Raw genomic sequence first — 13,263 nt, forward strand, 5'->3', positions numbered from 1 at the left:
ACGGGCAAGGATAAGCCCCAGACTCTAGAACAAATAAGGTAATTTTACGAGTCAGGTCAATCAGAGAGCGAACTATCAGCAATTGACACTGTTTGACCAAGGTTTAACTACGTTAGTTGTGTATCCCGATTTTATTACTGAAATAGATTATGAAAAACGCTTTGGTGGTGATGGTAAAAGCGATTTTACCCTCACCGCTAACTCTTTAATTGGGGTTGAAGTCAAATCTCGTCACGGTAGTATTGATAGAGTTAGATGGTCAGTGAGTGCGGATATACTCAAGTAATTAAAATGAATTATCACTATAATTACCACTATATTAATGCTTATTATAACCGAGGAAATGCCCGATTAGAGATAGGAGATAAACAAGGAGCGATTGAGGATTTTCATAAAGCAGCAGATTTATATTGGCAAGAGGGAAAATTAGCAGAATATAAAGATACACAGGCTAGAATTATAAAATTGGAAATAGAAGCATCTTTAGATATTTTAAATTTTTAACTATAAGTAACTATAAGTAACTATAAGTAGGGCTTGCTGAATAAGTCGTCTGTGAGAGCAGGGAACAGGGGACAGGAGACAGGAGACAGGGGACAGGGGACAGTTTTAACTGTTTGGATATCCTCAATTTTCCAAATCCGACAAAGAAAAATGCACCTTTACAGAAACAAACCGATACAAAAAATAACCCCCTTGACTACCAGTATCAGGGGGTTTACAAAACTTAATATCCGCCTTCTTCTTCGTATTCCACCTGTCGTTCCTTGACCTTTTTCGGGATATTTACCGGCTTTGGTGCATCATCCCAAGCATCACCATCTAAATCATCATCATAGTCATCATACTGGTCAGCGTAGGTCTTTTTAGCAGGTTTGGCCTCGTATCTGGGTGCTTCCTGATAACGGTCAGAGACCGTCGCGTCACTCCAGTTATCTTCTTCATCTTCTTCATACCGAATTGACTCATAGGAACGGGCTTTCATAACTTGACGCTGAGGCCTTTCTTCCTCTACGTAGTCTTCCGTCCATTCCTCTTCTTTGGCTACGGGTTCAGGAATACGCACCTTGGGCCGAGGTGCTTCCAGAGGAACACCGCTGGGTAATTGATTACTCGGTGCAACCGTCCGAGGTGGGGTATAACCAAATTCTTCTTCTGCGTCCCTTTCCCAAGGGGCTTTACCAATACCTAGCCGTTCTAAAACGCCTACAGTTAACTGGTTAACTCTTTCTTCAGCACCTTCAAACACAATCAAGCGACTCGGTCCAGTGCTGACAACTTCATCTATAGAAAGTTCGTAGGTACTTAAAAACTGGTCAGGAATTTGGGGTAATCCCAAAGCAGCAATGACTATAGTGTATATTTTACCTGTTTCGCCATTAAATTTAAAGCCCCGTACCTTGCCTAAAACTTCACCTGTTTCTGTGATAACTTCCCAGTTCATGAGATTACTGAGAATCTCTATTTCCACATCTTCAATGACATCCTCATTATCAACTAAGATGACATCACCGATTTGGTTAATGGTGTTAAGATACATATTGCGAGGGAGACTAGAAATAGAAATAAGGCTGTCTCGCAAACTAAGCGCCACAACCTCTCTTTGATCTACATCAACCCAGACTTGACTCACGATACCTAACCGCTTACCGTTGTCGCGGGTAATTACCTGAGTGTTTAATATATCCGAACGTCTAATTACTTGCTCTGAGGTCATTATATACCTAGTCCTGATCTTTAATCCAGTTTATGTATATCACTATTTTTAACAGAAATTTGTCAGTTGTCACTTGTTAGTTGTCTGCTCCCTGTTACCTGTTGCTGTGGTGATTCTATCATCGGACAGCACCAACTCACAACTATCTTAAAACCAAATATCTCAAAACCAACTAAGTAGGTGAACGTAAAAAAACCGACACAAGTAACGAAAAGTAAAATTGCCCAAAACCTCTTCCCAGTTAAGAGTTAAGAGTTAAGAGTTAAGAGTTCCCTTGTCATAACGACAATTTTTAACGCCAACCTACTTATATCAAAAAATTGTAACTGTTTTACCGATTGTTTTTACATTTTAGCTAATCTTTCCCCATTTGTCCTATCTCAAAATAGACAGTTGTTAACAAAGTATCGCCAAAATGCCAAAATAGAGATCACCAAACCAGTTTTGACCCCACCCTAACCCTCTCCTTAACAACAGGAGGGAAAAATTGTGATCAATAATTGAACGCAAATAAACGCAGATAAACGCAGATAAGGAAGGATGATCATAAGATCCCGGACTTTTATGATAAGTTAAGACATTAATGAAAATAATTGAATTGAAAAAATCAGGGTTCTGAGGCTACTACACAAAATGGCAATTAAGAAAAGTGAACTTTACAGTTCTTTATGGAAAAGTTGCGACGAATTGCGGGGAGGTATGGATGCTTCTCAGTATAAAAATTATGTATTAGTTTTATTATTTGTTAAGTACATTTCCGATCGCTATGCAGGTGTAGAAGATGCCACCTTAGAAGTCCCTCAAGGTGGGAGTTTTCAGGATATTGTCAATTTAAAAGGAAAACCAGATATAGGGGCGAAAATCAATGAAATCATCCAGAATCTAGCCACAGCTAATGACTTAGGTAACATCTTTAATGATGCGGATTTTAATGATGGGGATAAATTGGGGAAAGGGAAGGAAATGCAAGATAGGCTTTCTAACCTGGTAGCTATTTTTGAAACCCCCGCTTTAAACTTTAGTAAAAACCGCGCTGATGGAGATGATATATTAGGTGATGCCTATGAGTATTTAATGCGGAATTTTGCCACCCAGTCAGGTAAAAGCAAAGGACAATTTTACACCCCTGGGGAAGTTTCCCGCGTCATTGCTAAAGTCATAGGAATTAACACCGCAACCAGTCAAGAACAAAGTATTTATGATCCTACCTGTGGTAGTGGTTCATTATTATTAAAAGCAGCAGATGAAACCGATGTAAAAATCAGCATCTACGGGCAAGAAATAGATAACGCAACCTACGCATTAGCGCGGATGAATATGATTCTACATGGACATCCTAGTGCGGAAATTTATCAAGATAATACCTTATCAACTCCCTATTTTAAAGATGATCAAAGTGGGTTAAAAACCTTTGATTTTGCAGTTGCAAATCCTCCTTTTTCTGTGAAAGCTTGGAGTAACGGCATTAAATTAGACAAAGATGAATTTAACCGATTTGATGGTTATGGAATTCCACCAGTTAAAAATGGTGATTATGCCTTTTTATTACATTTAGTTGCTTCTTTAAAACCTCATGGTAAGGGAGCGATAATTTTACCCCACGGGGTGTTATTTCGAGGGAATGCGGAGGCAGATATTAGAAAAAATCTGCTGCAAAAACGGATAATTAAAGGGATAATTGGCTTACCTGCTAATTTATTTTATGGGACGGGGATACCGGCCTGTATTATTGTCATAGATAAAGAAAACGCCGAAAATCGGCAAAGTATTTTGATGATAGATGCAAGTAAAGCTTATATTAAAGATGGCAACAAAAACCGACTGCGAGAACAGGATATCCATAAAATAGTAGATGTTTTCAATAAACAGTTAGAAGTTCCCAAATACTCGCGGATGGTGCTTTTTACAGAAATTGCAGCCAATGATTATAATTTGAATATTCCCCGTTATATTGACTCTCAAGAAGAAGAAGATATTCAAGATATTGCAGCCCATTTATTAGGGGGCATACCTCAGCGCGATATTGCAGCATTACAAGATTATTGGCAAGTTTACCCAACTCTACAACAAGATTTATTTGCAGCAACAAATAGAGCAGGATATGTACAGCTAAAAATTGCAGTTTCCGAGGTCAAAACCTGTATTTTTAATCATCCTGAATTTATCCAATATAGTCAAGAAATTGACAAGGTTTTTCAAACCTGGGAAAATAAACACACCCCGTTATTAACAGCTATTCAACCAGGGGATAAACCCAAGGAAATTATTTACACTTTATCCGAAGATTTGTTAACAGCATTTGCAGATAAAAACCTGATTGATAAGTATGATGTTTATCAGCATTTGATGACCTATTGGTTAAAAACAATGAAGGATGATGTTTATATTTTAGTTGAAGATGGTTGGAAAGCGGAATTAACGGAAATTACCAATAAAAAGGGGACTATTACAGATTATGTCTGTGAATTGATTCCTGAAGAATTGATGATTAACCGCTATTTTCTCACGGAACAGGGGAAAATTGCCCAGTGGGAAATACAGAAAGATGATCTAGTCCGACAACAGGAAGAAATGCAAGAAGAATATGGTGGAGAAGAGGGTTTATTAGCAGAAGTGACTAATGATAGTGGGAAAGTTACTAAGACTAGTATTAATGTGAGAATGAAGGAAATTCAGAAAAATCCGCTTTTTGCAGATGCAGATGAGTTAAAGGTGTTAAAAAGTTATTTAAAATTGATTGAAGCGGAGGCAGAAATGAGTAAGAAAATTAAGGATCTGACTCTATCTTTACATAATCAGGTGCTTAAAAAATATCAACATTTAACAGAGGAAGAGGTGAAAATTCTGGTGGTTAATGATAAATGGATGAGGACATTAAAACAGGGTATAATTGGGGAAATGGATCGGATTTCTCAACGGTTGACGCAAAGGATTAAGGAGTTAGGGGAACGTTATGATCTGCCTTTATCTGTGTTAAGTTCTGAGGTGGAGATTTTGACTCAGAAGGTTGAAGGACATTTGCAAAATATGGGAATGATTTGGTGATAGTTATCTTTTGTAAAGGTAGAGACGTTCCATGGAACGTCTCTACAAAGGTTTAAAACGACGTACAGATTTGCAAAATATGGGGATGGTTTGGTAATGGAAATTAATATTAAAGATGGTTATAAGGTTACTGAGGTGGGGGTTATTCCTGATGATTGGGAAGTGAAGAAATTGGGGGAATTGTTGAAGTTTAAAAATGGAATAAATGCAGATAAAAAATATTATGGAGAAGGAATAAAGTTTATTAATATATTAGAAATTATACAAAAAAGGTATCTTTTTTATCAAGATATACCAGGATTTGTAACTATAGATTCAGCTACTATAAAAAGTAATCTTGTGCAATTAGGTGATATATTATTTAATAGAACATCTGAAACACAAGAAGAAGTAGGATTAACATCAGTTTATTTAGATAATAAAGATGTAGTTTTTGGTGGTTTTGTTATCAGAGGAAGACCAATAAATAATTTACTAGATTACTTTTTTTCTCAATATGCTTTCTCTTCAGCTATTGTCAGAAATCAGATTATAAAAAGAGGACAGGGTGCTATTAGAGCAAATATTGGACAAAGTGATTTAAAAGAGGTTTGTATTCCCCTTCCTCCGCTTGCTGAACAAAAAGCGATCGCTCATGCACTGAGTGATGTAGATAACCTAATTACAGCCATAGATCAACTGATCACGAAAAAGCGTAACCTTAAACAGGGGACAATGCAGGAACTCCTCACGGGTAAGAAGCGTTTACCTGGTTTTAGCGGTAAGTGGGAAGTGAAGAAATTGGGGGAATTAATCAACAGTTTGCAGAATGGATATGGATTTTCTGCAAGGGGCTATATTAGAGTAGGTATTCCAATTGTTACAATGGCTCAAATTGGATTAGATGGTTCTTTTCAATTTGATGAGTCAAAAGTCAACTTTTGGACAAGTTCAGAATTTGAATCTCTTAAAAACTATCATCTCAAATATGGAGATGTAATTATTGCTATGACAGACGTAACACCTAGTAAAAATTTAATAGGTAGAATGTGTCAAGTAAATAGGAGAGAAACTTTTCTTCTTAATCAAAGGGTTGGTTTATTGAGAATAGACAGAGAAAAGATTAATCCATTATTTTTAGTAGCATTATCAAATTTATCAAATACTAAAGGTTGGAGAGATTACTCTAAATCAGTTGCTTCTCTTGGGGTACAGGCTAATATAAGCACTAAAGATATTTTAAATGGAACAATAAAAATACCAACTATAGAAGAACAAAAAGCCATAGCTGAAATACTAACAGACATGGATAAAGAAATAGAAGCATTAGAAAAAAAACGCGACAAATATAAAACCATAAAACAGGGAATGATGCAAGAATTGTTAACAGGAAAAACGAGAATAATTGATAATTGATAATTATAGGATCTTCCTTTGCGACTTGACGGGAAACCAAGACCCTATAAAATTGGTAATATTGACAGGACTTACGCAAAATATCTCTCAAATCCTCATTTCTCCGTGACCTCTGTGCCTCTGTGGTTCGTTATTCCATGAATCTTGCGTAAGTCCTATATTGAATAGAGCTTAAAAATTCGTGAACATAAAACCAACATCAGAAACAATATAAACCTATGACCTATACCCCAGTAAAAACCCTCACCTTTGAGCAATTTTTAATTGAATATGGGGACAATACCCGCTATGAACTAATTGACGGAGAACTCAGAGACATCGAACCCACAAGACCCCATGAAGAAGTTGCGGGAAATATTGCCGGCAGAATTTACACCGAGATTATTGATAATAAATTAAACTGGTTAATTCCCAAAACCTGCTTAATTAAACCCCCTGCTGCGTCAGCTACAGCACTGCGTCCAGATGTGATAGTTTTAGATAAAATCAAACTTAATCAAGAACCACTTTGGCAAAAAGAGCCAATAATTTGTCATGGTAATACTATTAAATTAGTTGCGGAAGTTGTCAGCACAAATTGGCAAGATGATTATGCTAGAAAAATAGAAGAATATGCCTTTTTAGAAATACCAGAATATTGGATAATAGACTTTTGGGCATTAGGTGGAATGCAATTTATTGGCAACCCCAAACAACCGACGTTAACAATTTGTCAATTAATTAATGGAGTATATGAACAAGAAAAATATCGTTTAGGAGATAGTATTTTTTCTCCTCTATTTGCAGATTTAAAACTTAAATTACATGATACAGCAAGTAGCTTTGAGTGAGGTAAATATTATGCGGGCAAGATGCCCGCACCACAAGAGTTTTATCACTAATATTTGTACTTCATAATAGCGGTAACTGCTGTATCATGCCATAAAATTTAATGAAAAATCAGGTTGTAGGTTGGGTAAAACGAAGTGAAACCCAACTTACAAATCTTTGTTTATTTGCGCTTTGGGGTGAAACATATCTGCTCATGTTGGGTTTCATGCTTCAACCCAACCTACAAATCTGCTCATGTTGGGTTTCATGCTTCAACCCAACCTACAAATCTATTTATAACATATTAATGGTGCGATCGCTTTGGTATAACGGTGAAATTGTGCAGTGGCATATAATCTTATTTAGTCAGACTGTCTCTAGTCATGCTCTTAAGATTCTTGAGAAAGAGCTAAGATACGCTGATATAGCTGGGGACTGATGCGAAAACCAGCCCGGTTGATTAAAGCATCCATAACAGGTTGAACTTGAGGGATAAGACTTCTTTGTTTAGCAACAAGCAGAATGCCCAGAATACCAATAATAGGTACTCCAAGCCGGAGAGCTTCTTGCCGTCCTAAGCGTTCATCAATGAGCAAATCATCGGCTTGTAGTTCAAGTGCCAAGGCTATAGCATTTGCTTCTCCGGCATCAAGTCCCCGTTCCTGTTGAAGTTGGTTAGCAAGTTGGAAGTTGTTGAGGAATTGGGTTTGAATCCAGTCTAGTTGGAGAATAGCTGAAATGGTAGGATTGCTGGCCGCTACCAGTTCACTGGCAACCACGTCAGGAATAATAACCTTATGGTAAATAGTTTCTAGCAACCCAAGACGATCAACAAGGGCAAGATTTGAGAGAGCAGAAGTATCACTGACGACAATCATAGCCAGCCCCGACTCCGCAGGTGTTGAACATCCTGCTCCAGGTCTTCCACATCATAATGGACGCAAATATTCCGGTCCGCCAGCAGCTTTTGAAAGTTCATTATGTCTATTCCGGCAATTTTGCTGGCACGGCTGAGGGAAATCCGCTGCTGCTGGAATAGGGCAATGGCTATTTCCCGGAGCCATTCACTCTGGTTAAAAGTTTCAGTTTTACTGAGGTTATCAGGTAGGTTTAGAGTAATTTGCATCAATTTGTCCTCACGCATTCACTTCTAATTTTCAGGAGCAAGTAATTCCGTTTCAAACCCTCAAAACCAAAATATCACTATATCCCAATATCCCAGATGATTGCAAAAATTATTCAACCCAACCTACAAATCTTTGTTTATTTGCGCTTTGGGGTGAAACATATCTGCTCATGTTGGGTTTCATGCTTCAACCCAACCGACAAATCTTTGTTTATTTGCGCTTTGGGGTGAGACATATTAAAATAGTTAAATCCTATCAAACCGTAATTGTCACTAAAAGGGTTAAAAAATGAGTGAAGTAGGACAATCAGAACGCGCAACCCAAAACCGTGTAGTGCAACTATTCCAACAACAACTAGATTATACATATTTAGGGAATTGGCACAAACGCGACAATAATAGCAACGTTGAAAGCGACTTACTCACCATATTTTTACGCGATACCCAAAAATATAATCATACTATTATCAATCAAGCTATTGATGAACTAAATAAACTTAATCAGGATACAGCTAAAAACCTTTATGACGTTAATAAAGAAATTTATGGCTTATTACGCTATGGTGTAAATATTAACCCAGAAGCAGGTGAAAAAACTCAAAGCGTTTACTTAATAAATTGGCAAGAACCCTTAAAAAATAACTTTTATATCGCTGAAGAGGTCAGCATTAAAGGGGAAAATGATAAACGACCAGATATAGTTTTATACGTTAATGGCATTGCTTTAGCGGTTCTGGAACTCAAAAGCAGTACCGTCAGCGTTTCTAAAGGTATCCGTCAAAACCTAGATAGTCAAGAATCAATATTTATTAAGTCTTTTTTTAATACAGTTCAATTAGTTGCAGCAGGTAACGATACCCAAGGGCTGCGTTATGGAACAACTAAAACATCAGAAAAATATTATTTAACTTGGAAAGAGGACAGTTATCACCAGATTACAAACCTTTTAGACAAACACCTGTTACAACTGTGCGAAAAACATCGCTTTCTCGACATTATTTATAACTTTATCCTCTTTGACAGTGGTATTAAAAAACTCTGTCGCTCCCATCAATACTTAGGCATCAAAGCCGCCCAAGACCACATAAAGCGCCAAGAAGGTGGGATAATTTGGCACACTCAAGGTAGTGGAAAAAGCTTAACCATGGTGTGGTTAACCAAATGGATTCGAGAATTTGACCCAAAAGCCCGCATTTTAATTATCACTGACCGGGAAGAACTGGACAACCAAATCAAAGGCGTTTTTTTAGGTGTCAATGAAAACATCTATCGAACCAAAAGCGGACAGGACTTAATTACCCAACTGCAAAATACCACACCCTCATTAATTTGTTCATTAATTCATAAATTCGGGAAAAAGCAAAATAATACCGAAACCCAAGAATATGAAGACTATATAAAAGAACTAAAACGTAATTTACCGAAAAAATTCCAACCTTATGGACAGTTTTATGTATTTGTAGATGAATGTCATCGCACCCAAGCGGGTAAACTACATAAAGCCATGAAAGATATATTACCAAATGCTCTTTTTATTGGTTTTACAGGTACACCCTTATTAAAACAAGACAAACAAAGCAGTTTAGAAGTTTTTGGTAAATATATTCACACTTACAAATTTAACGAAGCAGTGGGGGATAAAGTCGTTTTAGACTTACGTTATGAAGCCCGGAATGTTGAGCAGTATATCACCTCCCAGAGGAAAATAGATCAATGGTTTGCAGACAAAACCAGCGGGTTAACAGAAACAGCAAAAGCCGAACTGAAAAAACGCTGGGGAACAATGCAAAAAATCCTCAGTTCCAAATCTCGCTTAGAAATGATAGTTAAAGATATCATCTCAGATTTTAGCACCAAAGAACGATTACAAAATGGTAAAGGTAACGCCATACTTGTAGCTGGTAGTATTTACGAAGCTTGTAAATATTATGAATTATTCCAAAGTGCAGGATTTAGTCAATGTGCGATCATTACATCTTATGATCCTACCATCAAAAGTATCAAAGGTGAAACCACAGGCGAGGGAAAAACCGATAAAATACATCAATATGAAATCTATCAAAAAATGCTCAATGGACAAAAAGCAGATAAATTTGAACAAGACGTAAAAAACAACTTTGTTAATTCACCCGCGCAGATGCAATTATTAATAGTAGTGGATAAACTATTAACTGGTTTTGATGCACCTCCCGCTACTTATCTTTATATAGATAAAAAGATGCGAGACCATGGTTTATTTCAAGCAGTTTGTCGGGTTAATCGTTTAGATAGTGAAGACAAAGAATATGGTTATATTATAGATTATAAAGACCTATTTGCAAGTTTAGAAAAATCCGTTCAAGATTACACTTCCGCCGCTTTTGCAGATTATGACATCGCTGATATAGCTGGGTTATTAAGTAACAGATTAGAAAAGGGCAAAAATGACCTAGACACCGCTAGACAAGCCCTTAAAGCCCTCTGTGAAGCCGTAAAACCCCCTTATCATACGGCAGACTATACCCGTTATTTTTGTGGTAATACGGAAAACCCAGAGGATTTAAAGAACACCGAACCGCAAAGACTACTATTATATAAAAGTGTCAATTCTTTAGTTAGAAATTATGCCAATATAGCCAATGAAATGGCAGCAGCAGGATATACAGAGCGGGAAATTTATCAGATTAAAAAAGAGGTTAAACATTATCAACAAGTTAGTCAAGAGATAAAATTAGCCAGTGGAGATTATATTGATTTTAAAGCCTATCAAAATGATATGCGGCAGTTGATAGATAGTTATATTGGTGCAGAAGCAAGTCAAATTTTAGCAAACTTTGAAAATCTAACTTTAGTAGAATTAATAGTTAATCATGGAGTGAATGCAGTTGATAGTTTACCCCCAGGAATTAGAAACAATCAAACCGCAGTAGCGGAAACCATAGAAAACAACCTGCGGAAATTAATTGTTGAACAACAACCCACCAACCCCAAGTATTTTGATAAAATGTCAATTTTACTCCAAGAACTAATTGACAACCGTAAAACCGCAACAGCAGAATATGAAAATTATTTACAGAAAATTATCATCTTAGCTCAAGAAATTCACCAACCGAGTAAATCATCAACTTATCCGCCCTCATTGAATACCTCTGCAAAAATCGCATTATATGATAATCTAGATCAAGATGAACAATTAGCGTTAACAATAGATAGGGTAATTCGTCAAACTAAACAAGATGGTTGGAGAGGAAATAAAGTCAAGGAAAGAATGATCAAAAATGCCATTAAGAAATATTTACCTTTACCAGAACAGATAGATGAGATGATGGAAATAATCAAAAATCAAAATGAGTATTAAATTAATTAAATTAAGTAAGTGAACGGAAAAAACCGACATACAGCAGTTCCCGATATTATGAAGTACAGATATTAATAATAAAACTATAATAAAACTCTTGTGGTGCGGGCATCTTGCCCGCACAAAGTGTACCTCACTCAAAGCTACTTGCTGTAAGTAACGAAAAGTAAAGTTGCCCAAAACCTCTTCCCAGTTAAGAGTTAAGAGTTAAGAGTTCCCTTGTCATAACGACAATTTTTAACGCCAACCTACTTAACTTAATGGGTAATTAAAACCATAATAAAAATCATAAACATGAATATGGAAACCTATCAAATAACCGTCAGTGAAATAATTATAGATGTGGTTAGAAAAGATATTAAAAACCTGCATTTAGCCGTTTATCCTCCAGACGGTCGTGTCAGAATTGCCACACCTTTACATATTAATGATGAATCTGTGCGCTTATTTGCAATTTCCAAATTAGCTTGGATTAAAAAAAATCAAAGTAAATTACAATCAAAACCAACTCCGAAAACAATAGAATATTTATCAGGAGAAAGTCATTATTTTCAAGGTAAAATCTATATATTAAATGTAATTTATGAAAATTCCCCTCAAGTGGAAATTAGCAATAATCAATATCTGAATTTGTATGTAAAACCCGGAAGTAGTACAGAACAACGTCAAAAAGTTCTCAATTCTTGGTATCGTCAACAATTAAAAGCACAAATTCCCCCGTTAATTACTAAATGGGAAAAAAATATTGGTGTGAATATCAATGACTGGGGAATAAAAATGATGAGAACAAAATGGGGTACTTGCAATATTCAAGATAAACGCATTTGGTTAAATCTGGAATTGGCTAAAAAAGACCAACAATGTTTAGAATATGTGATAGTTCATGAAATTACCCATCTTTTAGAACGGAGTCACGGGTCTGAATTTCAGGCCTTAATGGATAAATTTATGCCTAATTGGAGAAAATATAAAGAGGAATTAAACCGTGATTACAAATGCTAGTAGCCTTACCCTGAGCAATCTCCGTCAAACCTTTGGCTTAAGACTCAATTCTAGCGATCGCTTTTTTGATGAATGGTTAAATAATGCAGCGACTCTAACCGAATCAATCTAACCTACGAGGGATTCCTAGGTCGCGCAACGCTTACGCACCTAACCCCAACAAGCGAACTAGCCCTAATGAATAATCAAGCTATCTCTGGTCATTTCTAAAAAATCATAGGTCAAAAACAATTCGATTATTTGAGTAATATTTTGTACAAAAAGTTGTTCAATTTGTTTGTTACTAACATTACCTGTAGTTATTAGTAGTAGTTTATAAGGCTCTTGTTTGATTAAGAAAGAATCTAAAAAATCTTTATCTTTGGTAATAACAATTCTCTGTTCCAGGATTGATAGTTTGTTGATTTCCAAATCTGGAGTTGCATTTTTTCAAGGAAGATTCTTGGTATGTATAACATCACAACCTAAGTTCTCTAATAAATTGGCAATTCGCATTGGTAATTGAGCATCAATCAAGAATTTCATGAAACTAATTGGAGGATACTTTTAACTTGAGTGAGTCGAGTAGCAAAGCTGAGAACTGCTAAAATGTCTTCATATTCTAAATCATCATAATCTTCTAAAATATCCTCAATATTCATGCCTGAACTCAAAAGTTCTAAGATCATTTCCACCGGATAGCGCAATCCACGAATACACGGTTTACCATGACAAATATCATGGTTAATTGTTATTCTATTTAATAGCAGGTTATTCATGATATTTAGATGTTATGTTGGTACTAAATTAATTATACTTGATTTTTCGATTTCTATGACAATAGAAAAAAGC

Annotated in this window: 11 protein-coding genes and 2 pseudogenes; 8 read left to right on the plus strand and 5 right to left on the minus strand. The window is 36.2% G+C overall.

The window, feature by feature from the left end; genetic code table 11:
- Positions 1 to 127 precede the first annotated feature (127 nt).
- Both FFO06_RS06060 and FFO06_RS06065 read left to right on the plus strand, forming a co-directional pair.
- Positions 128 to 274 (plus strand): annotated as a pseudogene (locus tag FFO06_RS06060) (tetratricopeptide repeat protein); the annotation flags it as partial.
- A 17-nt stretch (positions 275 to 291) separates the two neighbouring features.
- Positions 292 to 504 (plus strand): hypothetical protein, encoded by a 213-nt coding sequence (locus FFO06_RS06065; protein WP_228036604.1) that lies wholly within the window; start codon positions 292 to 294, stop codon positions 502 to 504.
- Between the two features lie 223 nt (positions 505 to 727).
- Here the strand turns inward: FFO06_RS06065 and FFO06_RS06070 are convergent, their stop codons facing one another.
- Positions 728 to 1,717 (minus strand): PRC-barrel domain-containing protein, encoded by a 990-nt coding sequence (locus FFO06_RS06070; RefSeq protein ID WP_137907234.1) that lies wholly within the window; start codon positions 1,715 to 1,717, stop codon positions 728 to 730.
- Between the two features lie 633 nt (positions 1,718 to 2,350).
- On the opposite strand from FFO06_RS06070, the gene FFO06_RS06075 reads away from it, so the two are divergent.
- From FFO06_RS06075 to FFO06_RS06085, 3 genes are all read left to right on the plus strand, one after another.
- Positions 2,351 to 4,762 (plus strand): type I restriction-modification system subunit M, encoded by a 2,412-nt coding sequence (locus FFO06_RS06075; RefSeq protein WP_137907235.1) that lies wholly within the window; start codon positions 2,351 to 2,353, stop codon positions 4,760 to 4,762.
- A 96-nt stretch (positions 4,763 to 4,858) separates the two neighbouring features.
- Positions 4,859 to 6,157 (plus strand): restriction endonuclease subunit S, encoded by a 1,299-nt coding sequence (locus FFO06_RS06080; RefSeq protein WP_137907236.1) that lies wholly within the window; start codon positions 4,859 to 4,861, stop codon positions 6,155 to 6,157.
- A 218-nt stretch (positions 6,158 to 6,375) separates the two neighbouring features.
- Positions 6,376 to 6,987 (plus strand): Uma2 family endonuclease, encoded by a 612-nt coding sequence (locus FFO06_RS06085; protein WP_137907237.1) that lies wholly within the window; start codon positions 6,376 to 6,378, stop codon positions 6,985 to 6,987.
- 369 nt (positions 6,988 to 7,356) lie between these two features.
- On the opposite strand, the gene FFO06_RS06090 is transcribed toward FFO06_RS06085, so the two are convergent.
- Both FFO06_RS06090 and FFO06_RS06095 read right to left on the minus strand, forming a co-directional pair.
- Entirely contained in the window at positions 7,357 to 7,845 is a 489-nt protein-coding gene (locus FFO06_RS06090) for a PIN domain-containing protein (protein ID WP_137907238.1), read from the minus strand.
- Positions 7,842 to 8,093 carry a UPF0175 family protein gene (locus FFO06_RS06095; RefSeq protein ID WP_137907239.1) on the minus strand — a complete coding sequence of 84 codons (252 nt, stop codon included), beginning with the start codon at positions 8,091 to 8,093 and terminating at the stop codon, positions 7,842 to 7,844. Before FFO06_RS06095 ends, FFO06_RS06090 begins: the two co-directional genes overlap by 4 nt.
- A gap of 289 nt (positions 8,094 to 8,382) precedes the next feature.
- On the opposite strand from FFO06_RS06095, the gene FFO06_RS06100 reads away from it, so the two are divergent.
- The 3 genes from FFO06_RS06100 (at position 8,383) to FFO06_RS22270 (ending at position 12,544) form a co-directional block, all read left to right on the plus strand.
- Positions 8,383 to 11,430 carry a type I restriction endonuclease subunit R gene (locus tag FFO06_RS06100; RefSeq protein ID WP_137907240.1) on the plus strand — a complete coding sequence of 1,016 codons (3,048 nt, stop codon included), beginning with the start codon at positions 8,383 to 8,385 and terminating at the stop codon, positions 11,428 to 11,430.
- A 294-nt stretch (positions 11,431 to 11,724) separates the two neighbouring features.
- Entirely contained in the window at positions 11,725 to 12,432 is a 708-nt protein-coding gene (locus FFO06_RS06105) for a M48 family metallopeptidase (protein ID WP_137907241.1), read from the plus strand.
- The gene (locus tag FFO06_RS22270) at positions 12,416 to 12,544 is read left to right on the plus strand and encodes a hypothetical protein (RefSeq protein ID WP_268904589.1); all 129 of its coding nucleotides are present in this window, start codon (positions 12,416 to 12,418) and stop codon (positions 12,542 to 12,544) included. The genes FFO06_RS06105 and FFO06_RS22270 overlap by 17 nt, the downstream gene beginning before the upstream one ends.
- Before the next feature lie 62 nt (positions 12,545 to 12,606).
- Here the strand turns inward: FFO06_RS22270 and FFO06_RS06110 are convergent.
- Both FFO06_RS06110 and FFO06_RS06115 read right to left on the minus strand, forming a co-directional pair.
- A pseudogene (locus FFO06_RS06110) lies at positions 12,607 to 12,957 on the minus strand (DUF5615 family PIN-like protein).
- Positions 12,954 to 13,190 carry a DUF433 domain-containing protein gene (locus FFO06_RS06115; RefSeq protein ID WP_137907242.1) on the minus strand — a complete coding sequence of 79 codons (237 nt, stop codon included), beginning with the start codon at positions 13,188 to 13,190 and terminating at the stop codon, positions 12,954 to 12,956. Before FFO06_RS06115 ends, FFO06_RS06110 begins: the two are co-directional and overlap by 4 nt.
- Positions 13,191 to 13,263: the final 73 nt, after the last annotated feature.

The organism is Dolichospermum planctonicum (assembly GCF_005402965.1).
Lineage (GTDB): Bacteria > Cyanobacteriota > Cyanobacteriia > Cyanobacteriales > Nostocaceae > Dolichospermum > Dolichospermum planctonicum.

Coding starts and splice junctions, on each gene's coding strand:
- FFO06_RS06065 (WP_228036604.1), top strand. CDS start 292: ATGAATTATCACTATAATTACCACTATATTAATGCTTATTATAACCGA.
- FFO06_RS06070 (WP_137907234.1), bottom strand. CDS start 1,717: ATGACCTCAGAGCAAGTAATTAGACGTTCGGATATATTAAACACTCAG.
- FFO06_RS06075 (WP_137907235.1), top strand. CDS start 2,351: ATGGCAATTAAGAAAAGTGAACTTTACAGTTCTTTATGGAAAAGTTGC.
- FFO06_RS06080 (WP_137907236.1), top strand. CDS start 4,859: ATGGAAATTAATATTAAAGATGGTTATAAGGTTACTGAGGTGGGGGTT.
- FFO06_RS06085 (WP_137907237.1), top strand. CDS start 6,376: ATGACCTATACCCCAGTAAAAACCCTCACCTTTGAGCAATTTTTAATT.
- FFO06_RS06090 (WP_137907238.1), bottom strand. CDS start 7,845: ATGATTGTCGTCAGTGATACTTCTGCTCTCTCAAATCTTGCCCTTGTT.
- FFO06_RS06095 (WP_137907239.1), bottom strand. CDS start 8,093: ATGCAAATTACTCTAAACCTACCTGATAACCTCAGTAAAACTGAAACT.
- FFO06_RS06100 (WP_137907240.1), top strand. CDS start 8,383: ATGAGTGAAGTAGGACAATCAGAACGCGCAACCCAAAACCGTGTAGTG.
- FFO06_RS06105 (WP_137907241.1), top strand. CDS start 11,725: ATGAATATGGAAACCTATCAAATAACCGTCAGTGAAATAATTATAGAT.
- FFO06_RS06115 (WP_137907242.1), bottom strand. CDS start 13,190: ATGAATAACCTGCTATTAAATAGAATAACAATTAACCATGATATTTGT.